This is a genomic window from Paracoccus hibiscisoli, assembly GCF_005048265.1.
In the GTDB taxonomy this organism is placed as follows: Bacteria; Pseudomonadota; Alphaproteobacteria; order Rhodobacterales; family Rhodobacteraceae; genus Paracoccus; species Paracoccus hibiscisoli.
The window spans coordinates 1-22,640 of the sequence record NZ_SUNH01000024.1; the positions used below are offsets into that span (position 1 = coordinate 1).

20 protein-coding genes, 1 tRNA gene and 4 pseudogenes are annotated in these 22,640 nt (G+C 64.9%); 16 read left to right on the plus strand and 9 right to left on the minus strand.

The genetic code is table 11. The features are described from left to right. Window positions 1–237: pseudogene (locus FA740_RS19910) on the plus strand (hypothetical protein); the annotation flags it as partial. A gap of 321 nt (window positions 238–558) precedes the next feature. Next, window positions 559–2,034, plus strand: coding sequence for a vWA domain-containing protein (locus tag FA740_RS15395; RefSeq protein WP_169306326.1), 1,476 nt, complete (start codon window positions 559–561; stop codon window positions 2,032–2,034). 148 nt (window positions 2,035–2,182) lie between these two features. Here the strand turns inward: FA740_RS15395 and FA740_RS15400 are convergent, their stop codons facing one another. Beyond that, entirely contained in the window at window positions 2,183–2,707 is a 525-nt protein-coding gene (locus tag FA740_RS15400; RefSeq protein ID WP_169306327.1) for an outer membrane beta-barrel protein, read from the minus strand. Window positions 2,708–3,577: 870 nt separating this feature from the next. Between FA740_RS15400 and FA740_RS15405 the strand changes: the two genes are divergently transcribed. After that, on the plus strand, window positions 3,578–3,880 hold the full coding sequence (locus FA740_RS15405) for a hypothetical protein (RefSeq protein ID WP_136857719.1): 303 nt from the start codon (window positions 3,578–3,580) through the stop codon (window positions 3,878–3,880). A 194-nt stretch (window positions 3,881–4,074) separates the two neighbouring features. Here the strand turns inward: FA740_RS15405 and FA740_RS15410 are convergent. After that, window positions 4,075–4,329, minus strand: a pseudogene (locus tag FA740_RS15410) (hypothetical protein); the annotation flags it as partial. A gap of 208 nt (window positions 4,330–4,537) precedes the next feature. Between FA740_RS15410 and FA740_RS15415 the strand changes: the two are divergent. Then, window positions 4,538–6,232, plus strand: coding sequence for a YadA-like family protein (locus FA740_RS15415; RefSeq protein WP_136857721.1), 1,695 nt, complete (start codon window positions 4,538–4,540; stop codon window positions 6,230–6,232). After that, on the plus strand, window positions 6,229–6,753 hold the full coding sequence (locus FA740_RS15420) for a hypothetical protein (RefSeq protein WP_136857723.1): 525 nt from the start codon (window positions 6,229–6,231) through the stop codon (window positions 6,751–6,753). Before FA740_RS15415 ends, FA740_RS15420 begins: the two co-directional genes overlap by 4 nt. Window positions 6,754–6,895: 142 nt before the next feature. Here the strand turns inward: FA740_RS15420 and FA740_RS15425 are convergent. Next, a pseudogene (locus tag FA740_RS15425) lies at window positions 6,896–7,326 on the minus strand (IS5 family transposase); the annotation flags it as partial. A 59-nt stretch (window positions 7,327–7,385) separates the two neighbouring features. Here FA740_RS15425 and FA740_RS20135 point away from each other — a divergent pair. Then, a pseudogene (locus FA740_RS20135) lies at window positions 7,386–7,490 on the plus strand (IS481 family transposase); the annotation flags it as partial. A 470-nt stretch (window positions 7,491–7,960) separates the two neighbouring features. Here FA740_RS20135 and FA740_RS15435 read toward each other — a convergent pair. Together FA740_RS15435 and FA740_RS15440 are read right to left on the minus strand one after the other, a co-directional pair. Further along, a tRNA-Arg gene (locus FA740_RS15435) sits at window positions 7,961–8,037 on the minus strand. A 95-nt stretch (window positions 8,038–8,132) separates the two neighbouring features. After that, entirely contained in the window at window positions 8,133–9,554 is a 1,422-nt protein-coding gene (locus FA740_RS15440) for a sensor histidine kinase (protein ID WP_136857725.1), read from the minus strand. A gap of 250 nt (window positions 9,555–9,804) precedes the next feature. On the opposite strand from FA740_RS15440, the gene rpmH reads away from it, so the two are divergent. The 10 genes from rpmH to FA740_RS15490 all read left to right on the plus strand — a co-directional run bounded on the left by rpmH (window position 9,805) and on the right by FA740_RS15490 (window position 17,845). After that, window positions 9,805–9,939 (plus strand): 50S ribosomal protein L34, encoded by a 135-nt coding sequence (gene rpmH, locus FA740_RS15445; RefSeq protein WP_042247969.1) that lies wholly within the window; start codon window positions 9,805–9,807, stop codon window positions 9,937–9,939. Beyond that, window positions 9,939–10,382: a ribonuclease P protein component gene (rnpA, locus tag FA740_RS15450; RefSeq protein ID WP_420873153.1), complete on the plus strand. Its 444-nt coding sequence runs from the start codon at window positions 9,939–9,941 to the stop codon at window positions 10,380–10,382. Before rpmH ends, rnpA begins: the two co-directional genes overlap by 1 nt. After that, entirely contained in the window at window positions 10,379–10,642 is a 264-nt protein-coding gene (gene yidD, locus FA740_RS15455) for a membrane protein insertion efficiency factor YidD (RefSeq protein WP_136857728.1), read from the plus strand. Before rnpA ends, yidD begins: the two co-directional genes overlap by 4 nt. Beyond that, entirely contained in the window at window positions 10,626–11,513 is an 888-nt protein-coding gene (gene ttcA / locus FA740_RS15460) for a tRNA 2-thiocytidine(32) synthetase TtcA (RefSeq protein WP_136857729.1), read from the plus strand. The genes yidD and ttcA overlap by 17 nt, the downstream gene beginning before the upstream one ends. A gap of 70 nt (window positions 11,514–11,583) precedes the next feature. Next, window positions 11,584–12,867 carry an EAL domain-containing protein gene (locus FA740_RS15465; RefSeq protein WP_169306328.1) on the plus strand — a complete coding sequence of 428 codons (1,284 nt, stop codon included), beginning with the start codon at window positions 11,584–11,586 and terminating at the stop codon, window positions 12,865–12,867. 150 nt (window positions 12,868–13,017) lie between these two features. Next, a complete protein-coding gene (gene yidC, locus FA740_RS15470) occupies window positions 13,018–14,874 on the plus strand; it encodes a membrane protein insertase YidC (RefSeq protein ID WP_136857733.1) in 1,857 nt (618 codons plus the stop codon). Further along, the gene (locus tag FA740_RS15475; protein ID WP_136857735.1) at window positions 14,871–15,632 is read left to right on the plus strand and encodes an MOSC domain-containing protein; all 762 of its coding nucleotides are present in this window, start codon (window positions 14,871–14,873) and stop codon (window positions 15,630–15,632) included. Before yidC ends, FA740_RS15475 begins: the two co-directional genes overlap by 4 nt. Then, entirely contained in the window at window positions 15,629–16,279 is a 651-nt protein-coding gene (gene yihA / locus FA740_RS15480) for a ribosome biogenesis GTP-binding protein YihA/YsxC (protein ID WP_136857737.1), read from the plus strand. Before FA740_RS15475 ends, yihA begins: the two co-directional genes overlap by 4 nt. A gap of 64 nt (window positions 16,280–16,343) precedes the next feature. After that, window positions 16,344–17,243 (plus strand): acetylglutamate kinase, encoded by a 900-nt coding sequence (argB, locus tag FA740_RS15485; RefSeq protein ID WP_136857739.1) that lies wholly within the window; start codon window positions 16,344–16,346, stop codon window positions 17,241–17,243. Window positions 17,244–17,326: 83 nt separating this feature from the next. Then, window positions 17,327–17,845, plus strand: coding sequence for a SixA phosphatase family protein (locus FA740_RS15490; protein WP_136857741.1), 519 nt, complete (start codon window positions 17,327–17,329; stop codon window positions 17,843–17,845). 43 nt (window positions 17,846–17,888) lie between these two features. Here FA740_RS15490 and FA740_RS15495 read toward each other — a convergent pair whose 3' ends face one another. From FA740_RS15495 to FA740_RS15510, 4 genes are all read right to left on the minus strand, one after another. Beyond that, on the minus strand, window positions 17,889–18,674 hold the full coding sequence (locus FA740_RS15495; RefSeq protein ID WP_136857743.1) for an amino acid ABC transporter ATP-binding protein: 786 nt from the start codon (window positions 18,672–18,674) through the stop codon (window positions 17,889–17,891). 12 nt (window positions 18,675–18,686) lie between these two features. Further along, entirely contained in the window at window positions 18,687–20,141 is a 1,455-nt protein-coding gene (locus tag FA740_RS15500) for an amino acid ABC transporter permease (RefSeq protein ID WP_136857745.1), read from the minus strand. A gap of 1 nt (window position 20,142) precedes the next feature. Continuing rightward, entirely contained in the window at window positions 20,143–21,399 is a 1,257-nt protein-coding gene (locus FA740_RS15505) for an amino acid ABC transporter permease (RefSeq protein WP_246053671.1), read from the minus strand. A 120-nt stretch (window positions 21,400–21,519) separates the two neighbouring features. After that, the gene (locus FA740_RS15510) at window positions 21,520–22,545 is read right to left on the minus strand and encodes an amino acid ABC transporter substrate-binding protein (RefSeq protein ID WP_136857747.1); all 1,026 of its coding nucleotides are present in this window, start codon (window positions 22,543–22,545) and stop codon (window positions 21,520–21,522) included. Window positions 22,546–22,640: the final 95 nt, after the last annotated feature.

Here is a 22,640-nt window from a genome sequence, read left to right on the forward strand (position 1 = left end):
AATCCATATCCGCGTCGCGCTCATGAACCGCTTCAACGCCCTCGGCACCGCCGAGATCGTCCGCGTGGCCTGACGATGAAGGGGGAAGGGGCAGTCACGCATCAGGCCGCCTTTCTGCAACAACGCCTCACAATGGTGATCTCATTCTTTGTATTCCACGAGCGGCTTACGGGAAGAGAGGTTGCAGGCATGGCCTTCATCTGCACCAGCATTTTGCTTCTGGTCCTGACGCTTTAATCACGCCCATCAATGTCTGCTCCTCCCGCAGAGCTGACGCCACCGAGCTGCGGCGACAGCTACCTGAAGAGCCCATTGCCGCCCTTCGTTTGGTTTGCAACGAGTGCAGGCGCAGCATGAGCTGACGGCCCAGAGCTGCTGTTCACGCCAAGTGCAGCGAATGACCAGCGTCAGCCCGAACTGCCTTGGTCCAAAATGCGGCGAACGTCCGCTGTCTGCCTCATATTTAACTGGACCCGGGTGTCTGAGCCAAACCATAAACTGGCATAGCCGTATAACTGCCAATGCTGGCTTGAAGGCGTTAACTGAAGGATGCACCAGATGCCGCGTGGATGGTTCTTTCCGACTAGCTTTTGTGTCGCAATATGCTTGGCTGGTCAGGCGCCAGCGCAAGACGTCGAGCAGCGCGTCGACGCGGTAGCACCTGAAGGGGCAGCCGAGGTCGTTCTGAACGAGGTGAATGTTGATGCCTACCCTGACGTGCGGGTGTTCGTGACAGTCCTGTCCGGGGGATCACCGATTTCTGGGTTAAACGCCGCCGATTTTCGTGTGCGCGAAGATGAGGTCGATCAGTCACCTTTGACGGTGGACCCACAGTTGCCACCATTGTCCATTGTGTTTGCCATGGATGTTTCCGGGTCCATGGCGACGGCAATGGATGACGCAAAATCCGCAGCGAATGCTTTTCTTGATACGCTTTCGGTAGACGATCGCACTCTTGTGCTCAGCTTTGCACGTGACGTGATCGAGGTCACCGACATGACAGAGGATCGTCAGACGGTAGTCACAGCCATCGACGGCCTCACCGCGCGCGGCGATACCGCACTTTATGACGCACTGGCGCAGTCCGTCGACCTCGTCGGCACGGTGCAGGGACGCAAGGCTGTTGTTCTTCTGAGCGACGGCTTGGACGACGACGGGGCTGGCAGCCCGCTCTCTGAGGCGACGGTGGACACCGTGCTGCAGAAGGCCGCATCGGTGAACGTGCCGATCTTCGTGGTCGGACTCGGTGAAGACCTTGACGTCGAGGGGCTGACCCGCATTGCCGACGAGACCGGGGGCCGTTTTCTGACCGCGGACGCGGCAAGCGACCTTGACGCTGTCTTCGAGAGCATCGGGACGCAGCTTGGCGGGCAGTATTCCGTGTCCTATACCTCATCACTGCTCGCCGATGGCACCATGCGCCGCGTTGATGTTGAGGCAGATGGGCAGCAGGCAAGCAAGACCTATACCCCGCAGGCAGGGCGTGTTGCTGACGTACCGGTGTCGGGCGGCAATTGCGCGCCGCTGGATCTGTATGTCAGCTACATGCCCGACTACGCTGACATCATGGCGCTGGAAGAGGAGGGCTTGATCGACGGCAACGTCCGATATGCCCAAACTAAGGCGATTTCGGATGATCTGCTTGCCAGTGTCGAGGGCGCCGAACTGTCGTCGGAATGCACCTCCGATCTTTATGCCGAATTGCTCGGAACGCGCGAGACCGAGACCATGGAAAGCCAGGTCACGGACCAGATGATCCGAAAGGTCGCCGCTAACCGCAGCGAGGCGTGCCTTGCCACAGCGCAGGCCCCCGAGGATTTCCTGCCGTGCTTCCGTGAAACAGAAGCGCTTGCGGCGAACGACTTCTATTTCGCCCACGCTCAAACGCCGCTAGCCGATCCTTTTGCCGCGGCGCTGACAGAGCAATACGATCGCCGCGCGGCACTCTCCTTTATGCGTGACGCTGCGCGGGATGGAGTGCCGATCGCAGCGCAAATCCAGACCACAGTGATGAGCACGATCATGGCGCAGTAGATGCGCGGGAGTTGCCGCATGTCTCAAGCGGAAGTGCAGGCCGACCCTGGCCGCACTTGCCTGCGAAATTCCTTGAGATCGAAGCTCTGCGAAAGTTGCTCGTGGCCCATATGAGGTCACGAGCTTATTTTAAGTCGTTGGACGGATCTTAGAACTTCCAGGAGGCTCTCAGGTTGCCGCTCCATGCGTCAGCATCAATGCCCGAGTCTCCGATATCGGAGAAATTATGCTCAAGCAGTTCAAGGCTGACATTGGCCCGAGCGCTGACGGCATAAGCCGCGCCAAGCCCGTAGAAACTGCCCCAATCATCACCAAGACCGTCTACGTTTACCTTCGCCGCACCTGCGGCGACATAAACCAAGGTCTGCCCGAATTCATAGCCAGCGGTCGCCTTGAAACGCATCACCCGATCGGCGGAGATGGCTCCGGGAACAAGCTCCACGTCCGTCCAGTCATGCTCAAATTCGCCGCCAGTAACCCATTGACCCGCATCATATCTGTATCCGGCGTGAATACCGTATGACGTGTCGCTTTCTTTGACGCCAGCGACGCTTGTATCCACCTCGATCTTTCCCACACCCGCACCGGCGTAGAAACCGGACCAGTCATTGGCAAATACCGAAGTTGCAGAGAGGGCCAGAAACGCCACGCCCGTTGTAAAATGCTTTCCCATTGTACGCTCCAGATTACCGTTAATGTTATCACAACGTCGCATTCGCGGGTCTACCTCGGGATACACGCGAGACCCTACTGTACCAAATTTCCTCGACGGCATCCTGAAAAATTTGCCTGAGGGGAGTGTTGCACATTGGCGCCGGTGGCAACGGCACGCTTGCTTTCATGACCTGTTAGCCTCGATGCTGCCCCACGGTCGAAAGGCGGCTCTTCTATAGATATGGCGATCGCAGCCACCGCAATCGCTGCTCCAGTGAACATCCGCGCTTACGCGTCGCTTTGGCACCGCGGCCGACTTTTCATTTCATTGGTCCGCCTGCCATCCGGCGGCGATATGAACACAGGCATTGGGCTGCTGCGCGTCAGCCTCCACCGAGAAATCCGGTTCCCTCCAGGCGAAAGTGCGCGGGTCACTTGCAATTTCACCGCTCCGGTCCCGTGTGTCAGATCACCGTCCGGCCGCAGGTGGGGCTGCGCCCACCCTGCTTTGTCCATATTATGGCAACAGGTTACGCTAAGCTCAGAATATGCATAGACGACGAGACTGCACTTGCAGCTAAAGGCCGATTTGTCCCGCATAGCAGCCACGATCCCGGTCAGCCATACTCAGTGTTCCATAAACCGATCTTGCGGATCTGGGTGGTGATTATGCAGGCCGAGAAATACGGCTTCGGGAACCAAGGCCTTGGACGAGTGGTAGCGTGGCTGGAGGGCACTCTGGCGCGTGGGCTGCAGCGGCCCTTATGCAATGGGGCGCTGACGCTAATCGACTGCCCGGCCTGACGCCAGCGGATCGGATGGTCACTCTACTAGTAGCAGGTCCGATCTTCACAAAGCGTCAACTGCTTGATGATAGCAAGAACCGATCATGCATATGCTGCCTTCCCAGCTGGCGCACGCCTATCTTAGTGCTGCCATCGCCATAACCCTCATTTCGACCAGCGCCGCCGCCGCCGGCGGGAGCGGATCGCTGTTCTCGTCAGAAACAGGAATTGGTGAAGCATTGGCGGTCACAAATGACTATTCAGAACCTGAGCCAACCGACCCGTCGCTGCTGCTTTACGCCACCGGCACTCGGGAAAAGCCCTCTGCACCGGCCGAGGAGGAGATCTGGATCGACCCCGACGACTACGACGATATGTTGAGCTATAACCCGGACACCGGACTTTGACGGGAGCAACGATTTTCGCTAGCGCCGCACTTAGGACCACCAGCGCGAAGCCTAAAGGGACTGCGACTTCGAGAAACGTCACTTTGCGTCTCCAAACCCCTAACCGACCGCCAACCTCCTGCCTGGTTGCTGCCTATCACCCACAGTCCATATTTAGGATGTGTCAGTCGACCGTAGATCGACCTGACGCGCCCTTAGGTGTTCAGTCCCGGCATCTGGTGGATCGGGTTTAGGATGAATCTGTCCGGCTCAGATGTCCAGATCTTGCAGATGCATTCGTAGGGCGTGAGGGCCAGCTATGGTCCGCCATCGGTCCGAGGATCGTGGCTGGCGAGGGTCTTGAGCCGGCGCGCGAAGTTGTAGGCTGCCATGAAGTCCGCGAGGTGCGTCCGGAGCTGGTCGTGGCTATCGTAGTGGAAGCGTTTGCCATTTGCACTGAAGGTGACGCGTACGGTTGGTCGCATCGTCAACGCCGCCCGCGGCACCTGGATGCGCGCCGAGTTGCGCCCATGGCAACCCGCCTGACGCTGCCTTGGCCTCCGCCCCCCGGCCCGGCGGGAAAAAAATCACATGATCCTGCATCCATTCGCCCGCCGCGCGAGTCCCCGGAACAGGAGGCCTGCAAAAGGCCCCTGTCCAATGGATGAGGAGAACCCCATGACCCGCAGCACCCGCCCGCTGTCCCGCGCCACCCTGGTGTCCGGCGCAGCCTTTGCCGCCCTGCTGTCGACGACCGCGCTGGCCCGCGCCGACGCGACCGCCCCCTGCAATGTCGGCGCCGGCGTGAACTCGACCGAATGCGGCGTGAACACCACCGCCGACGGCGATTTCTCGGTGGCCGTGGGCGATGGCTCCACCACCGACGCGACCGCCATCGACGGTGTGGCCATCGGCTCCGAGGCGATCGTGACCGGACCCTCGACCACCGCCATCGGCGGCGAGACGGTGGCGACCGGCCCGGGCGCAAGCGCCATAGGCTGGCAGGCCCAAGCCACCGCCGAGCGCGCGCAGGCCATCGGCCATCTGGCCACCGCACAGGGCGAACGCTCGCTGGCCGTGGGCGAGAATGCGGATGCGGTCAGCGATTTCTCGACCGCCATCGGCAATGAATCCGTCGCAAACGGCATTGACGCGCTGGCCATCGGCGACACGGCTGCGGCCACCGGCCCCTCGACCACCGCCGTGGGCGGCGAATCCATTGCCACCGGCCCGGGCGCCAGCGCCATCGGCTGGCAGGCAGAGGCCACCGCCGAACGCGCACAGGCCTTCGGTCATCTGGCCACCGCGCAGGGCATCCGCTCGATGGCCATCGGTGAGAATGCCGATGCGCGAAGCGACCTCTCAACCGCCATCGGGAACGAGAGCATCGCCAACGGCATCGATGCCTTGGCCGTGGGCGACACGGCGATCGCGGATGGCACCTCGACCACCGCGCTTGGCGGCGAATCGGTGGCGATGGGCGCCGGCGCCAGCGCGATCGGCTGGCAGTCCATGGCCACCGCCGAACGCGCGCAGGCCATCGGCCACCTGGCCACCGCACAGGGCGTCCGCTCGCTAGCGGTCGGCGAGAATGCCGATGCGCAAAGCGACTTCTCGACCGCCATCGGCAATGAGAGCATCGCCAACGGCATCGACGCGCTGGCGCTCGGCGACACGGCGATCGCGGACGGCACCTCGACCACGGCGCTTGGCGGCGAAAGCATCGCCCAGGGGGCGGGCGCCACGGCCATCGGCTGGCAGTCCCGCGCCACGGCGGAACGCGCGCAGGCCTTCGGCCATCTGGCCACTGCGACCGGCGTGCGCTCGACCGCGGTCGGCGAGGCCGCGATGGCTATGGGGTCGGGCGCCATCGCCATCGGCAACGAGGCGGTTGCCAGCGCCGACAACTCGGTCGCTATCGGTGACGGGGCGACGGCGACGCGCGCGAACGAGTTCGTGCTGGGCAATGGCGCGAACACCTATCGCGCCGCGGGCATTGCCTCGGATGCCAGCCGCGCCGCGCAAGGCGTGCCGGTCGGCGTGGTGACATCGGATGCGGCGGGCAACCTCGCCGTCGACCGCTCGATCGGCGCGACCATGTCCTCACTGGACGGGCGGGTCCGCTCGCTTGGCAGCCAGGTCGCGGACAACCGCGAGGGCATCGCCATGGCGATGGCGCTGAACACCCCCTATGTCCCCGAGGACAAGACCTACGCAGTCTCGACGAGCCTGGGCAGCTTCGACGGATCGACCGCGCTGGCCGCCTCGATGGGCTATCGCTTCGATGCCAATACCCAGTTCGATGCGGGCATCACCTATGGCGTCGACCGCAACCAGGTCGGCGGCCGCATCGGCGTGACCTACGCGTGGTGATCTGCGCCACACCCCTGTCCGAGACGGGGCCGCGCGCCCTGTCCCGGGTCCTTGTCCTGTCGCTGGCCCTGATCGGGGCCGGCGCTCAGGCGCAGGAAGCGTCGACACCCGTGACCGAACCCGACACCGTCCCGCTGATCGAACCCAGCTATGCCACGGCCCTGATCCGCGACGTGCTGGCGGCGGTCAATCACGGCAACTGCACCGGCAATTACACCGTGCTGCGCGACCATGCCGCCCCCGATTTTGCCCTTGCCAATGATCCCACGCGGCTGGCCGGGCTGTTCACCACCCTGCGGACGGAACGGCTGGACCTGCTGCAGGCCATGGTCGTCGACCCGGTAATCCTGCAGGGCGACCTGAGCCCGTCGGGGCAGGAGCTGCGCCTGACCGGCTATGTGCCGCTGCAACCGCGCCATGTCAGTTTCGATCTGGTCTTCGGACAGGAGGGCCGGCGCTGGCTGTTGCTGGGCATCTCGGTCGGTGCCTTCGATCCGATCGAGCCGCCACCTGCGGAGTGAAATTGGGGCCTCGCCCCGCAGGGCCCGGCCCCCTCGTGTCCGGCAGTAAGCCTTGCTGCGCAACCGTCCTATGGCGAAGCGTACCACAGGCGCGTCGCGCCGTTACATCAATGCTGAAGTTAGAGACAGGACTTGTTCTTGATCATAGCCAGAAGAGGACGGTCGCAGCCAATGCGATGGCGGAAAGGTAGGTTTCAGGGCACCTGTCGTAGCGAATCGCGACCCGGCGCCAATCCTTCAGCCGAACATGATCTCGATGCGGCTACGCCGTTTGTAGCGCCGCTTGTCGTACTTCACGGCCTTCTTGCGGGACTTCCGGCCTGGGATGCAGGCTTTTATGCCACTGGCCTGCAACGCTTTACGCAGCCAGTCAGCATCATAGCCTCGGTCCGCCAGTTGCCAGTCGTCCTGTGGGAGGCTGTCCAGAAGCGCCGCCGCGCCGGTATAATCACTGACCTGTCCTGCCGACATGAAGAACCGGATAGGTCTGCCTTTCGCATCGGTCACGGCGTGCAGTTTTGTATTCATGCCGCCTTTCGTTCGACCGATCTGGCGAGCGCGCCCCCCTTTTTTGCTTGTTTGATCCCACGGTTTGATGGTGCGATCCTTTCTCAGGAATGGAAGGAAGCATTATGGGCCAGGTTCGTCACGGAAGCGCCACGACCACGCACGCCGTCAGAGCTGCAATACAACGATCGCAAGCTTCGCTCGCGACGTTGAGCCGGGATCTTGGGATCTTCGCGTCGATGCGATCAGGCCCCCGAGAGGCTGCTTTTTCAGAGATATGGTGATCGCGTGCACCGCGATCGTCGATCCAACGGACAGCCGCGCCTCCGCTTCGCTCTGGCACCGCTGACGATCTTTCATTTTTTTTCCGCCTGCCATCCGGCCGGCGATCCGAACACGGGCGCTGGTGCCGCTGCGCGTTAGCCTCCACGGGGAAATCCGGTTCCTCCCACGCGCGGGGCGCGCGGGTCCCTCCCAATTTCACCGCTCCGGCCCCGTGTGTCAGATCACCGTCCGGCCGCAGGTCGGGCTGCGCCCACCCTGCTTTGCCCTTCGGATGACATGAGGTCATCCAAAGTGAAAAGCAGCGATGGCTTCGCCACTGGCGGAACAGGAAGGAGCGGGCGGAGATGTGGGATCACCAAAAAGGCAAAGCCGTGACGCAAACGGCAATTTTGCTTGGTGTCCACAAAATGGGAAATGGTGCACCCGGAGCGATTCGAACGCCCGGCCCCCAGATTCGTAGTCTGGTGCTCTATCCAGCTGAGCTACGGGTGCAACATGAGGGTGGAATTACCGGGCACGTCGGGGGGATGCAAGACCGAAAACACAAAAAACCGAAACCTTTTTTGCCCGGCACAGGGGCGTGCCGTTCAGGCAAGTGCCGCACCCGTCCGCAGGGCCAGATCGGCCATGCCCCGGGGGATGTGGATGCAGAACTGGCTGCCCTCGGCGTCGCTGCGCAGCAGATCCAGACGACCGCCATGGCCACGCACCAGATCGGCGGCGATGGTCAGGCCCAGGCCCGTGCCGCCGCGGCGCGTGCTGCCGGTGAAGGGCTTGAACAGGTATTCGCGCGCACGATCGGGCAGGCCGGGGCCAGAGTCGCAGACCTTGATCCACCAGTCGGTCTCGGATTCGCCGGCGCCGATCTCGACGGTGCCCGGCTGGCGGGTGCCCTCGATGGCCTGACGGGCGTTGCGCGCCAGGTTGGCCAGCACGCGATACAGCTGATCGCGGTCGGCGCGAATCACCAGGCTGGGCGGGATGTCGGTCAGGAACTCGACCTGGCCCGCGGCCTCTCCGGCCAGGCTCTCGGCCTCGATGACCTCGGCGGCCAGCTGCGCCAGGTTGAAGCGCGACAGCGTGGGCGCGGGTTCCTCGGCCTTGCCGAAGGCCAGCGTCGTCTCGCACAGGTTGACCGCGCGGGTGATCGAATTCACCAGCTTGGGGGCGGCGCGGCGTACCTTGGGGTCAGCGCTGTCCTCCAGCCGGTCGGCAAAGATCTGCGCGGTGGTCAGGATATTGCGCAGATCGTGGCTGATCTTGGCCACCGCCTGCCCCAACTGGGCCATCCGCTCCTTCTGCTTCAGGGACGACGTGACAGTGCGCTGCATGGATTGCAGGGCCGTTTCGGCGTCGCGCAATTCGGCCAGGCGGGCATCGGGGATGATGATGTGGCGCGCATCCTCGGGGGCGCTGGCATAGGCGGTCATGTGGCTGATCACCCGGCGAATCGGCACCAGGATCAGCCGCTGCGCCGCCAGGAACAGCAGCACCGCCGTCAGGATCGAAAACGCCGCCGACACCAACAGCAGGCGCAGGCCATAGTCGATCATCGCCTCGCGCAGGGGCGCCGTCTCCATGGTGATCTCGATCAGCTGGCCCGCCTGATTGACCGGCGCGCCGATCACCCGGATCACCCGGTTGCGCCCGTCGGCCAGCGCCACCAGAGAATCGTCGATGGTCTGCAGCACGCCTTCCGATCGCAGGTCATAGGTCGCGTCGATCGGGCCGGGGATCGGCGAGGACAGGACCAGCTGGCGGATGTCGTCGCGCCGCAGCACCACGTTGAACACCCCCGCATTCTGCAACAGCTCTGATTCCAGGTCAGAGGCCAGCGATTCGTCGGTCGCCAGCAGCGCCAGGCTGGCGATCTGAGCCCGCTCCAGCCGGCTCTCCAGATAGTCCAGCCGAAACCCCGCCAAGGACGGCAGCAGGATGAACAGCTCTGCCAGGATGACGAACATGGTCGTCAACGCGGCGAATCGGCCAGAGATCGTGTTCAATCGCATCGTGTCCGGGTTATGGTGGGGCGACGACCGCTTGTCAGCCAAGCGATTGCGGGTTTGCACATCAAACGAATGTGATCAAGGCAGGGTTCCCTTGGCCCGAATGCCCGAATTTAAGGGTTTGAGCGGTTGACGCGGGCCTGTCGGTCCACTATCCAGCGGGCTTCGAACAACCGGCGCCGTGGCGCAGGGCAGATGACTGCAACCTGCCCCGTCCCGGACCGCCCCGCAAGAACCGATCCGGAGACTGACCATGAAGCGCACCTTCCAACCTTCGAACCTCGTTCGTGCGCGCCGTCACGGCTTCCGCGCCCGCATGGCCACCAAAGGCGGCCGTCTGGTGCTGAACCGCCGCCGCGCCAAGGGCCGCAAGCGTCTGTCGGCCTGATCAACCCTGATCCTGCCGGCGGTCACGGCCGCCCCATGAAGGCTTTCGACATGCCGCCTCTGCCCCATCCTGCTGACGATCAGCCCCAGGATGTCGGCACGGCGGCATTTCGCATGCCGCCTGTTCTGCAAAAGCGTGCCGATTTCCTGGCCGCCGCCCGTGCACGCCGTCAGGGCATGCCGGGATTTCTGCTGCAGGCGCGCCGGCGGGACGATGACGGGCCCGCCCGCGTGGGATTCACCTGCTCCAAGAAGGTCGGCAACGCGGTCGCACGCAACCGCGCCAAGCGTCGCCTGCGCGAGGTCGCGCGGCTTGGCCTGCCCGGCCGCGGCATCGCCGGATGGGATTACGTCCTGATCGGCCGGCCCGAGGCCACCATCGCGCGCGATTTCGCCGCCCTTCAGGACGATTTCGCGCGCGCCATCACCAAGATCCACGCATGAGCCCGCTGGCGCGCCTTGTCGCGCTGCCGGTGCGCGGCTATCGGCTGATCGCGTCGCCCTGGGTCGGCCATGGCTGCCGGTTCCAGCCGACCTGCTCGGCCTATGCGCTGGACGCGCTGGCGCGGCATGGGGCGTGGCGGGGCAGCCTGCTGACCCTGCGGCGCATCGGGCGCTGCCACCCCTGGGGCGGCCACGGCTATGACCCGGTGCCCGGCGCCGACCCCGACCATGACGAGGCCCGCGATGCTGGACGACGCTGACGACACCGAGATCCACGCCCTTTTCTCCGGCGCCCCCCAGGGCACCGAGTTCCGCAAGCTGCGCAAGCGGCTGGTCCGGGAGACGCGCGCGGCGATCGACGATTACGGCATGGTGCGGTCCGGCGACCGCTGGCTGGTCTGCCTGTCGGGCGGCAAGGACAGCTATACCCTGCTGGCGATCCTGCATGAGCTGAAATGGCGCGGCGTGCTGCCGGTCGATCTGCTGGCCTGCAATCTGGATCAGGGCCAGCCGAACTTTCCGGCGACCGTGCTGCCCGAATTCCTGCAGGCGCGCGGCGTGCCCCACCGGATCGAATATCAGGACACCTATTCCATCGTGAAGGAAAAGGTCCCTGCCGGGCGCACCTATTGCGCGCTGTGTTCGCGGCTGCGGCGTGGCAACCTCTATCGCATCGCCCGCGAGGAGGGCTGTTCGGCCGTCGTGCTGGGCCATCACCGCGACGACATCCTCGAGACGTTCTTCATGAACCTCTTTCATGGTGGCCGGCTTGCGACCATGCCGCCCAAGCTGCTGAACGAGGAGGGCGATCTGACCGTCCTGCGCCCGCTGGCCTATGTGGCCGAGGCCGATTGCGAGCGATTCTCTCGGGCGATGAACTATCCGATCATTCCCTGCGACCTCTGCGGCAGCCAGGAGGGGTTGCAGCGCGTGCAGGTCAAACGCCTGCTGGACGAATGGGAGGCGCGGACCCCCGGACGGCGGCAGGTGATGTTCCGGGCGCTGATGAACGTCCGCCCGTCGCATCTGCTGGACACCGGACTGTTCGGTTTTTCATCGCTTTTCCCGCCAGAGACCGGGAACCAGGGCACGGAACCCCCGATCCTGCGCGATCGGGACGACCTCCATTAACGGTACGACAAGCAATTTGATCTAATTCTGATACCGGTGATTCCGTGAAAGGTCCGGTATGTCAATCAATGTGAGCCGTCTGCTCTCGCCCCTGCGCAACCTGCTCTGCGGCGTGAACCGGAGACAGGATCTGTCACGCAGCCTGCTGTTGCTGCGGGTCGAGAACACCGAGACCCTGGGAACCATCCTCGACAAGGTCGCCATGGGGCATCTGTTGGTCCAGCTGTCCATGTCGCTCGGTCGCGCGGTGCGCCCCTATGACCCGGTGCAGGTGCTGGCGCCGGGGCTGTTCGCCTTTGTGCTGCGTGACCGGACCGACCGGGATGCCCTGCAGGTGGCGCGCCGCCTGCATCAGCAAGGACAGGCCCCGGTGCCTCTGGCGGGCCAGCATGTCACCCCGGTAATGACCGGCGTGCTGATCCATGCCGAGGCCCCGGACCTGCCCTCGATTCCCGATCTGGTCGAGAATGCCCGCCAACGGATGGACCTGGTGCAGGATGCCTTTCTAGGCCAGCTTCAGCTGTTTCCGCATGACCGGGCGCTGACCCGCCCCGGCCTGATCGCCACCGTCAGCGACGCCGTGGCCGCAGCCCAGATGCAGGCCTGGTTCCAGCCGCAGATCAGCTGCCATTCCGGCCAGATCACCGGGTTCGAGGCCTTGGCCCGCTGGAACCACCCCACGCGCGGCGTGCTGGCCCCCGGGGCCTTCATGCCGCAGATGTCGGCAGCCGATCACAACACGCTGACGCTGTTCATGCTGGCCCAATCCATGGCCGCACTGAAGACCTGGGACCAGGCCGGGTTCGACGTGCCGACCGTGTCGATCAACATCTCGAACTGCGAACTGTCCGACCGGGGCTTTGCCGATTGCCTGCTGTGGGAAATGGACCGCCACGAGATCGCCCCCAGCCGCCTGGTGGTCGAAGTTCTGGAAAGTGTCAGCCCGATCACCAGCACCAACGAGACGCGCGATAACCTGCGCAAGCTGGCCAATGCCGGATGCCAGATCGACCTGGACGACTTTGGCACAGGCTATGCCAGCCTGGACGCGATCCGTCAGTTCGGCATCAACCGGATCAAGATTGACCGAAGCTTTGTCACCGCCTGCGACGTCGACGAGGCGCAGCAGCGGATGATCCTGGCGATCCTGGCCCTTGCCGAGCGGCTTGGCATCGCCGCGCTCGCCGAAGGGGTCGAAACGCGCGAGGAATACGCCTTTCTGGCGCAGATGGGCTGCGACGAGGTTCAGGGCTATGCCATCGCCAAGCCGATGCCGCTGAGCGACAGCCTGGACTTCCTCAAGCGCCATGCCGATGCGGCGGCCCGTCTGCCGACATTGGCCAAGCGGCGCTGACCGACCCGGCCCACGCCCGCCCGGCCGCGCAAAACCGCGACCGGGCGCGGCGTTTTCCCTGCATTCGCTTGCCAAACGGCAAATCCGCTTGACCTTTCGGGGTGCGTTCTGTTGAACCGGCCCGACTGACGCGATGACAGTGGTGAGGGAATGGAAGACAACAACCGCAATCTGATCCTGGCGACGGTTCTGTCGTTTCTGGTGATCCTGGTCTGGTACACGGTCTTCGCCCCGGAACCCGTATCCGATCAACCGTCCGGCGTTCCGCTGGCCGAACAGAGCATCGGCGACCAGCCGCTGACCCCTGCGACGGGCACGACCGCCCCCGCCGATCTGGCCGAGGCACCGCCCGCGGGCGAGCCGGTGGGCCGCGTCGCGATCCAGTCGCCGGCGCTGTCGGGCTCGATCTCGCTGGCGGGGGGGCGCATCGACGACCTGCTGCTGACCCGCTATCAGGAGACCCTGGACGAGGGGTCGCCCGACGTGCGTCTGCTGTCACCCTCTTCGGCGACCGCCGATGACAGCGTGAACATCAACGTGACCCGCCCCTATTACGCGGTCTATGGCTGGACCCCGGGTCCGGGCGTGGACGCGGCGCTGGTGCCCAACCCCGCGACCGTCTGGACGCTGGAATCGGGCGACACGCTGGCACCTGGCCAGCCGGTGACGCTGGCTTGGGACAATGGCGCGGGCCAGATCTTCCGCCGGACCTTTGCGCTGGACGAGAACTATCTGTTCACCATCGGCCAGAGCCTGCAGAACGACGGCGACGCCGCCTTCTCGGCCGCGCCCTACGGCATCATCGCGCGCCACGGCCGTCCCGACACCCAGAACTTCTTCGTGCTGCACGAGGGCGTGGTGGGCATGCATGACGGCACCCTGATCGAGATGAAATACGACCGCATCGCCGAACTGGACCCGATCGAACGCGAGGGCCGCGCCCAGGTCTTCGAGGTCAGCGGCAACGGCTGGATCGGGTTCACCGACAAGTACTGGATGACCTCGCTGGCGCCCGCGCCGGGCCAGGCCTTCACCGCGGTGGTGAAATACGCCGATGGCGCCGACATCTATCAGACCGAAGCGCGCTTTCCGATGCAGACCGTCCAGCCCGGCACCCAGCTGAGCGCCGACAGCTATCTGTTCGCCGGTGCCAAGGTCTGGGAGGTCATCCGCAGCTATGAGGAGACCCCCGGCATCCAGCGCTTCGTCGATTCGATCGACTGGGGCTGGTTCTTCTTCCTGACCAAGCCGATCTTCCAGCTGCTGCATTGGCTGCACGGCATCATCGGCAACATGGGCTGGGCGATCATCGCGCTGACCTTCGTGCTCAAGACGCTGGTCTTCCCGCTGGCGCGCAAATCCTACATCTCGATGGCCAAGATGAAGGAGCTGCAGCCGCAGATGGAGGAGATCAAGGCGCGCACCGGCGACGACCGCATGAAGTTCCAGAAAGAGGTGATGGAGCTTTACAAGCGCGAAAAGGTGAACCCCGCCGCGGGCTGCCTGCCGATCCTTTTGCAGATCCCGATCTTCTTCTCGCTCTACAAGGTGATCTTCGTCACGATCGAACTGCGCCACGCGCCCTGGTTCGGCTGGATTCAGGACCTTTCGGCCCCGGATCCGTCCAGCCTGCTGAACCTCTATGGCCTGCTGCCCTTCGGCGTGCCGGCGCAGGGAACGCTGCTGCATTCGCTGACCCTGCCCGCGCTGGCCATCGCCCTTGGCCTCAGCATGTGGTTCCAGCAAAAGCTGAACCCGGCGCCCACCGATCCCGCGCAAAAGATGATCTTTGCCTGGATGCCGTGGATCTTCATGTTCATGCTGGGCGGCTTTGCTTCGGGTCTGGTCCTGTACTGGATCACCAACAACGTGATCACGATCCTGCAGCAATACACGATCATGACCATGCACGGCGCGCGGCCCGACCTGTTGGGCAACGTCAAGTCCTCGATCCCGGTGCGCAAGCGCCCCGGCGACAAGCCCGGCAAGAGAGGCGCCGGAAAGTGACCGCGTATCTGGCCCTGATCCGCCGCCATCCGATCAAGTCGGTCGGCGGAGAGGGGCTGGAGCAGGTCACCCTGCAGGCAGGCCAGCGCCTGCCCGGCGACCGGGAATGGGCCATCCTGACCGAGGCCGGAGAGCGTCACGCCCTGGCCAGCCAGACCGAGGGGCAGCCGGACCGCTGGCTGCCCAAATCCTGCTTTCTGCGCGGGGTTGCGTCCCCTGCGCTGCAGGCCGTCACCGGCGGCTGGCAGGGCGACCAGCTGGTTCTTGACCACCCCGCCCAAAGCCGCATCACGCTGGCCCCCGCCCGCGACGGGGCGCGGCTGATCGACTGGCTGCGTCCGCTCTGGCCCGCCGACGCCCCGCAACCTACGCGTCTGGTGCGCGGGGCGGGCGTCTGGACCGACCAGAAATCGCCGCTGATCTCGGTCCTGTCCCTGTCCAGCCTGGCCGAGCTGGAGACGCGGACGGGCGGCACGCTTGGCACGCATCGTTGGCGCGGCAACCTGTGGGTCGCAGGCTGGCCCCCCTTTGCGGAACGCGACCTGATCGGCCGGACGATCCGCATCGGCGCGGTCGCGCTGCGGGTCGCCGAGCCTATCGGGCGCTGTGACGCCACCAGCGCGGACACGGCCACCGGTCTGCGCGACCGCGATATGGTCGCCACGCTTTCCGGCCTGTATGGCCATACCGATTTCGGCGTCTTTGCCGAGGTCGTCACCGGCGGCACGATCCGCCTTCAGGATCAGGTCCACGCATGAAAGTTGCCTTTCCCACCGCCCCCGAACCCGAAGCCGCCGCCGCTGAGGCCGCGCGCCTGCTGTTCGCAGGCCCCGTCGATTTCGTGAAGGGGGTCGTCCACATGGACGGCCTGCCCCCCGCCGACCGCCCCGAGGTCTGCTTTGCCGGACGCTCGAATGTCGGGAAATCCAGCCTGATCAACGCGCTGACCGGGCGTAACAGCCTTGCCCGCGCCTCGAACACGCCGGGCCGCACGCAAGAGATCAACTATTTCGCCCTGGGCACCCACGGCTACCTGGTCGACCTGCCCGGCTATGGCTTTGCCAAGGCCCCCGTGGCCGTGGTCGCCAAATGGCAGGCGCTGCTGAAATCCTATCTGGCCGGGCGCCAGACCCTGCGCCGGGCCTTTTGCCTGATCGATTCGCGCCACGGCGTGAAGGATGTCGATCACGAGATCATGACCCTGCTGGACCGGTCCGCCGTGCCGTTCCAGGTCGTGATGACCAAGACCGACAAGCTGGGCCCCAACGCGCTGCAACCCGTGATGGAGCAGGTCCAGGAGGCGCTGCAAAAGCATCCCGCCGCCTATCCCGAGCTGGTCGTGACCAGTTCGGAAAAGGGCCACGGCATCGCCACGCTGCGCGCGATCATCGCCGGGCTGGACTGATCGCGCCCCGCGTCCTAGGGTCCGCCCCGTCAGACAGGGGCCCCCAAGGATGAGAACACAGACCATGAATCGTGACTGGATCGCCACCGCCCGCACCTTGTCCGAGGCCCTGCCCTATCTGCAGCGCTATTCCGGCTCTGTCGTGGTGGTCAAGTTCGGCGGCAATGCCATGGGCGACGACGAGGCCATGGCCGAATTCGCCCGCGACATCGTGCTGATGAAGCAGGTGGGCATGAACCCGGTCGTCTGCCATGGCGGCGGCCCGATGATCAACGACCTGCTGGCCCGCCTCGGCATCGAGAGCCGCTTTGTCCGCGGCAAGCGCGTGACCACCAAGGAGACCGTCGAGGTGGTCGAGATGGTGCTGTCGGGCCTGGTCAACAAGCGCATCGTCCAGGCTATCAACGATGCGGGCGGGCGCGCGGTCGGCATTTCCGGCAAGGATGACGACATGATGGTCTGCGAGGCGGACGACCCCGAACTGGGCTTTGTCGGTCGCCCGGTCGAGATGAACGTCCAGATCATCCGCGATCTGTACGGCGCCGGCATGATCCCCGTGATCGCCCCCGTCGCCACCGGCATGGAGGATAACGAGACCTTCAACGTCAACGGCGATACCGCGGCGGGCGCCATCGCGGGCGCGCTCAAGGCCGACCGCCTGCTGCTGCTGACCGATGTGACGGGGGTCAAGGACGCATCGGGCCAGGTGGTCACGCAGCTGCATCCCGACCAGGTGCGCGCGATGATCGCCGACGGCCAGATCGCCGGCGGCATGATCCCCAAGACCGAGACCGCGCTGAAGGCCCTTGACGACGGTGTCCGCGCCGTCGTGATCCTGGACGGGCGGGTGCCCAATGCCTGCCTGCTGGAGCTGTTCACCGAACACGGCGCCGGTTCGCTGATCCGCACGACCGAACCGCGGGTGACGCCGCGCGGATTGCGCCAGACCCCCAGCCCGCTGTGACCGGTCGCGAAGCGCTTGCTCCTGCGACGATGGCTGTGGCAGGCTGCCGAAACTGACGGCATGGCACAGGAGGCCGCTATCTCATGACCCCACTCGGACACCGACGCCTGATCCTGACGCGCCATGCGAAATCGGCCTGGGACGACCCCACGCTGGACGACCATGACCGGCCGCTGAACGACCGGGGGCGGCGCTCGGCGCGGGCCCTGGGCGACTGGCTGGCCAGCCGCGGCTATGAACCGGAGGAGGTGCTCTGTTCCTCGGCCGCCCGCACGCAGGAGACCTGGGCGGTCATCGCTGGTGCCCCCTTGGAGGTCCGCCCCCTGATGCGCATCGAACCCAGCCTCTATCAGGCCGGGGCGGAGCGGATGATGGCGGTCCTGAAATCGGCCACGATGCCGACCGTGATGATGCTGGGGCATAATCCGGGCATTTCGGAATTCGCCGCGATGCTGCCCGCGCGGGCGCCGGCCGACCCGGATTTCCGCCGCTATCCCACCGGCGCGACCCTCGTGGTCGATTTCCAGGTCGACTCGTGGGACCAGATCGCGCCCGGCCAGGGCAGCGTCATGGATTTCGTGCGCCTGGACGGCCGCATCTGACAGCAGGGGCAGGGGCCAACCCCCCTGCCCCCTTTGGTGGCGCTCAGTGCCCCAAGATCTGGCTGAGAAACAGCTTGGTCCGTTCGGATTTCGGGTTGTTGAAGAAGTCGGTCGGGTTGTTCTGCTCGACGATCTGACCCTGGTCCATGAAGATCACGCGGTTCGCCACGGCCTGGGCAAAGCCCATCTCGTGGGTGACGCAGATCATCGTCATCCCCTCCTCGGCCAGCTCGATCATGGTGTCCAGGACCTCCTTGATCATCTCGGGGTCCAGCGCGCTGGTCGGCTCATCGAACAGCATGATCTTGGGCTGCATGCACAGCGACCGCGCGATGGCCACGCGCTGCTGCTGGCCGCCGGACAGCTGGCCGGGATACTTGTCGGCCTGCTCGGGGATCTTGACCTTCTCCAGGAACCGCATGGCGGTCGCCTCGGCCTGCTTGCGCGGGACCTTGCGCACCCAGATGGGCGCCAGCGTGCAATTCTCCAGCACCGTCAGATGCGGGAACAGGTTGAAGTGCTGGAACACCATGCCCACCTCGGAGCGGACCTTGTCGATGTTCTTGATGTCGCTGGTCAATTCGACCCCGTCGACCGAGATGTGACCGGCCTGATGCTCCTCCAGCCGGTTGATGCAGCGGATCAGCGTCGATTTTCCCGAACCCGACGGCCCGGCGATGACGATGCGTTCGCCCTTGTGGACGGTCAGGTCGATGTCGCGCAGAACGTGGAACGTGCCGTACCACTTGTTCATGTCGCGGATCTCGATGGCGACCTCGTCGCTGACCGTCATCTGGCTGCGGTCGATCGGACGTTCGATGGTTTCCATGGGAGGGGGTCCTTACCTGTGGTCGCGTTGCAGGCGGCGTTCCAGATACATCGAGTATCGCGACATGCCGAAGCAGATGAGAAAGAAGATGCCGCCGACGAAGATGAACGGCTCCCAATAGATGCCCTTCCATTCGACATTGGCGCGAACGGCGTCGGACATGGATTTCAGCGGGTCATAGAGGCCCACGAAGGTCACCAGCGTCGTGTCCTTGAACATGCCGATGAAGGTCGACACGATCCCCGGGATGCTGATCTTGAGCGCCTGCGGCAGCACGATCAGGCGCTGTGCCTTCCAGTAATCCAGGCCCAGGGCGTCGGCGGCCTCGTACTGGCCCTTGGGCAGGGCGGCCAGGCCGCCGCGGATCACCTCGGCCATATAGGCGGCGGCGAACAGCGTGACCATGATGATGACGCGCAGGATGATGTCGAAGGTCGTCCCCGGCGGCAGGAAGTAGTTGAGCAGCAGCGAGGCCACGAACAGCAGCGTGATCAGCGGCACGCCCCGGATGAATTCGATGAAGACCACCGACAGCGACTTGATCAGGAACATGTCCGATTGCCGCGCCAGCGCCAGCACGATGCCCAAAGGCAGCGACAGGGCGATGCCCGCGACGCCGATGGTCAGCGACAGCAGGAACCCCCCGAAGCGGTCCGAGCGGACCGATTCGATGGACAGCGACAGCAGCCCCTCGGCATCGCGGGCGGCGTCCCCCGCCAGCACCAGCCAGAAGATCAGCGTCACCACGATCGCCGCCACCGTCGCCAGCAGCGGCGACAGGCGCGACAGCAGCCGCCAGGCGACCCAGCCCAAGGCCGGGCCGACCAGCACGAAGATCGGGCCCCACAGCGTGCCGCCCCACAGGAACCACACCCCCAGCAGCGGATAGACGATGGAAAAGGGCAGCATCCAGGCGATGTTGCGCTCGGACAGGATCAGGCCAGTGGCCAGCACGATCGCGGCAAAGACCAGCCAGCCCGCAGGCGCGCCCAGCACGACCATCGCCCAGAGGGTCACCAGCGTGGTGATGGCCAGCACGACCCGCCGGATGGTCAGCGATGCGCTGAACAGCACCGGCGCCAGCGCGACCATCAGCAGACCAAAGGTCATCGTCGGGCGCCAGTAGAGATGCTGGGGATAGAAGCCGAACAGATACTGGTTCCAGCGCTCGCGGATCACCGCAAAGCAGGCGCCGCGCGCATCGGGGCCCCAGGTGGCGCTGATGATCTCGCGGCATTCGGTCAGGCTGGACGCGTTCCAGACGGAATGCGCGAACCAGTCCCAGAAGGTGGCGACCAGGAACCACAGGATCAGCAGGCCCAGGACGGTCAGGATCGAATTGACCGGCCCCGAGAACAGGTTCTCGCGCAGCCAGCGCACGGCGCCCGATTCGCGGATCGGCGGGGCGGCGGCGGGCAGCATGGTGTCGCGCACGAAGGCGACGGTCTGGGCGTGGGTGTCGCTCATCTCACCGCTCCTTCAGTTTGACGCGGGCGTTGAAGACGTTCATGCCCGCCGAGATGATCAGGCTGAGGACCAGATAGGTCAGCATCATCAGCACGATGGCCTCCAGTTCCCGGCCGGTCTGGTTCAGCGTGGTGCCGCCCAGGGTGCCGCGCAGGTCCATGTAGCCGACCGCGATCGCCAGAGAGCTGTTCTTGGTCAGGTTCAGGTATTGGGAGATCAGCGGCGGAATGATGACCCGCAGCGCCTGCGGCAGGATCACCAGGCTCATGGTGCGGTTCGGGCGCAGGCCCAGGGCAAAGGCCGCCTCGGACTGGCCGCGGCTGACGGCCAGGATGCCAGCGCGCACGATCTCGGCGATGAAGGCCGCCGTGTACAGCGTCAGCGCCAGCCACAGCGCCACCAGCGAGTTCGAGACGTTCAGCCCGCCGGTAAAGTTGAACCCCTGCAGGCTGGGCGCCTCCAGGTGCAGGCCAAAGAACCAGATCAGGAACAGCGACGGCAGCGTCATCACGGCCAGGGTCTTCCACCAGGTCACGGGGCGGTCGCCGGTGCGGTCCTGCACGTCCTGCGCCCAGGCCCGGATCATGCGCCGCACGATCCAGCCGCCGACCAGCACCACGACAAAGGCGATGGTGGCCCAGTTGAAGGTGATGCGCGCGCCCAGGTCCAGGCTGCCCGGATCGTTGGTCATGGCCAGCGTCGGCAGCGCGGTATAGCGGTTCGTCAGCGCGACATTGTCGAACAGGATCATGCCGGCGCTGGCCTCGTCGCCGCGAAAGGCGTTGGGCGGCGGCAGGATCTCGGTGAAGACCGCATAGACGATCAGGATCCACAGCAGCAGCGGCATGTTGCGGAAGATCTCAACGAACACCGTCATCAGCCGCGCGAACAGCCAGTTCCTGGACAGGCGCGCCACGCCCACGATCACGCCCAGAACGGTCGCCGCGATGCAGCCCAGCACCGCCACGATCAGCGTGTTCAGCAGCCCCACGACCGAAGCGCGCAGATGCGTGTCATCGGCCGTGTAGGGGATCGGCGTCTGCGAGATGTCATAGCCCGCGCGCTGGAACAGGAACCCGAAATCAAAGCTTTTGCCCATCAGGGCCAGGTTGCGGATCGTGTTGTCGATCAGCCACCAGGCGGCGGCCATGACCAGAATGAACACGATGACCTGAAAAGTCAGGGACCGATACCGCCGGTCATTGACCAGCATGCTCAGCCGGAACGGCGGTGTCGCCGTTGCCCGGATGTCCGTCATCTTGAATACCCCTGTCGCCCGCCACCGGCTTTGCACCGTTTTTCATTGAGGCAGGATTATCGTTGCTGGAGAGGGTGGGGCCGGACCCATGACAGGTCCGGCCCCGATCGCATCAGCCGATCAGCGGAACGGCGGGGCGTAGAGCAGGCCGCCCTGCGTCCATTGCGCGTTCAGACCGCGGGCCAGGCCGATCGGGGTCTGTTCGCCGATATTGGCGGCAAAGATCTCGCCATAGTTGCCGTTGGCCAGGATCGCGCGGCGTGCCCATTCGGCGTCCAGGCCGATCATGGCGCCCAGCTCATCGGTGGTGCCCAGAAGGCGCTGGACCTCGGGGTTCTCGGAGGAGCGGACCAGCTCTTCGATGTTGCGCGAGGTGACGCCGTATTCCTCGGCGGCGACCAGCGCGTTCAGCGTCCAGCGCGCGATGTCGCCCCAGTTGCTGTCGCCATGGCGCACGGCCGGCCCAAGCGGCTCCTTGGAGATGATCTCGGGCAGGATGATGTGGTTTTCCGGGTCGGCAAAGGCCGCACGGGTCGCGGCCAGGCCCGACGCGTCGGTCGTGTAGGCGTCGCAGGCGCCGGCCATGTACTGCTGCTCGCCCTCGGCATTGCTGTCGATGTTGACGGGCGTGTAGGCCATGTTGTTGGCGCGGAAATAGTCGGCCAGGTTCAGCTCGGTCGTGGTGCCGGTCTGGATGCAGATCGTCGCGCCGTCCAGTTCCTTGGCCGAGGTCACGCCCAGGTCACGGTTCACCATGAAGCCCTGGCCGTCGTAATAGTTGACGCCCACGAAATCCAGCTTCAGGTCGGTGTCACGCGAATAGGTCCAGGTCGAGTTCCGGGCCAGCACGTCGACCTCGCCCGAGGACAGCGCGGTAAAGCGCGTCTGGCCGGTGGTCGGGACGAACTTGATCTTGTTGGGGTCACCCAGCACGGCGGCGGCCAGCGCGCGGCAATAGGCGATGTCGAAGCCGGTCCAGTTGCCGCTGGCGTCGGGCGCCGCGAATCCGACCAGGCCGGTGTTGACGCCGCAATTCAGCTCGTCGCGTTCCTTGACCTGGGCCAAAGTCGACCCCTCCTGGGCCATGCCCATGCCCGCCAGCAGGGTCGCTGCGGTCACCGTCCCCAGGAAAACCGATTTTTTCATTGTTACCTCTGTGTTGGAGCGCCCTGCCCCCCTGACGGGCGGCGGACACGATGCGGACCCTTCGCGGAGCCCTTGTCGGCATAGCACGGCGCAGT

Coding starts and splice junctions, on each gene's coding strand:
- FA740_RS15490 (WP_136857741.1), top strand. CDS start 17,327: ATGACCCCACTCGGACACCGACGCCTGATCCTGACGCGCCATGCGAAA.
- ttcA (WP_136857729.1), top strand. CDS start 10,626: ATGCTGGACGACGCTGACGACACCGAGATCCACGCCCTTTTCTCCGGC.
- FA740_RS15495 (WP_136857743.1), bottom strand. CDS start 18,674: ATGGAAACCATCGAACGTCCGATCGACCGCAGCCAGATGACGGTCAGC.
- FA740_RS15405 (WP_136857719.1), top strand. CDS start 3,578: ATGCATATGCTGCCTTCCCAGCTGGCGCACGCCTATCTTAGTGCTGCC.
- yihA (WP_136857737.1), top strand. CDS start 15,629: ATGAAAGTTGCCTTTCCCACCGCCCCCGAACCCGAAGCCGCCGCCGCT.
- FA740_RS15395 (WP_169306326.1), top strand. CDS start 559: ATGCCGCGTGGATGGTTCTTTCCGACTAGCTTTTGTGTCGCAATATGC.
- FA740_RS15505 (WP_246053671.1), bottom strand. CDS start 21,399: ATGACGGACATCCGGGCAACGGCGACACCGCCGTTCCGGCTGAGCATG.
- FA740_RS15510 (WP_136857747.1), bottom strand. CDS start 22,545: ATGAAAAAATCGGTTTTCCTGGGGACGGTGACCGCAGCGACCCTGCTG.
- yidD (WP_136857728.1), top strand. CDS start 10,379: ATGAGCCCGCTGGCGCGCCTTGTCGCGCTGCCGGTGCGCGGCTATCGG.
- yidC (WP_136857733.1), top strand. CDS start 13,018: ATGGAAGACAACAACCGCAATCTGATCCTGGCGACGGTTCTGTCGTTT.
- FA740_RS15440 (WP_136857725.1), bottom strand. CDS start 9,554: ATGCGATTGAACACGATCTCTGGCCGATTCGCCGCGTTGACGACCATG.
- FA740_RS15500 (WP_136857745.1), bottom strand. CDS start 20,141: ATGAGCGACACCCACGCCCAGACCGTCGCCTTCGTGCGCGACACCATG.
- FA740_RS15415 (WP_136857721.1), top strand. CDS start 4,538: ATGACCCGCAGCACCCGCCCGCTGTCCCGCGCCACCCTGGTGTCCGGC.
- FA740_RS15400 (WP_169306327.1), bottom strand. CDS start 2,707: ATGGGAAAGCATTTTACAACGGGCGTGGCGTTTCTGGCCCTCTCTGCA.
- rpmH (WP_042247969.1), top strand. CDS start 9,805: ATGAAGCGCACCTTCCAACCTTCGAACCTCGTTCGTGCGCGCCGTCAC.
- argB (WP_136857739.1), top strand. CDS start 16,344: ATGAATCGTGACTGGATCGCCACCGCCCGCACCTTGTCCGAGGCCCTG.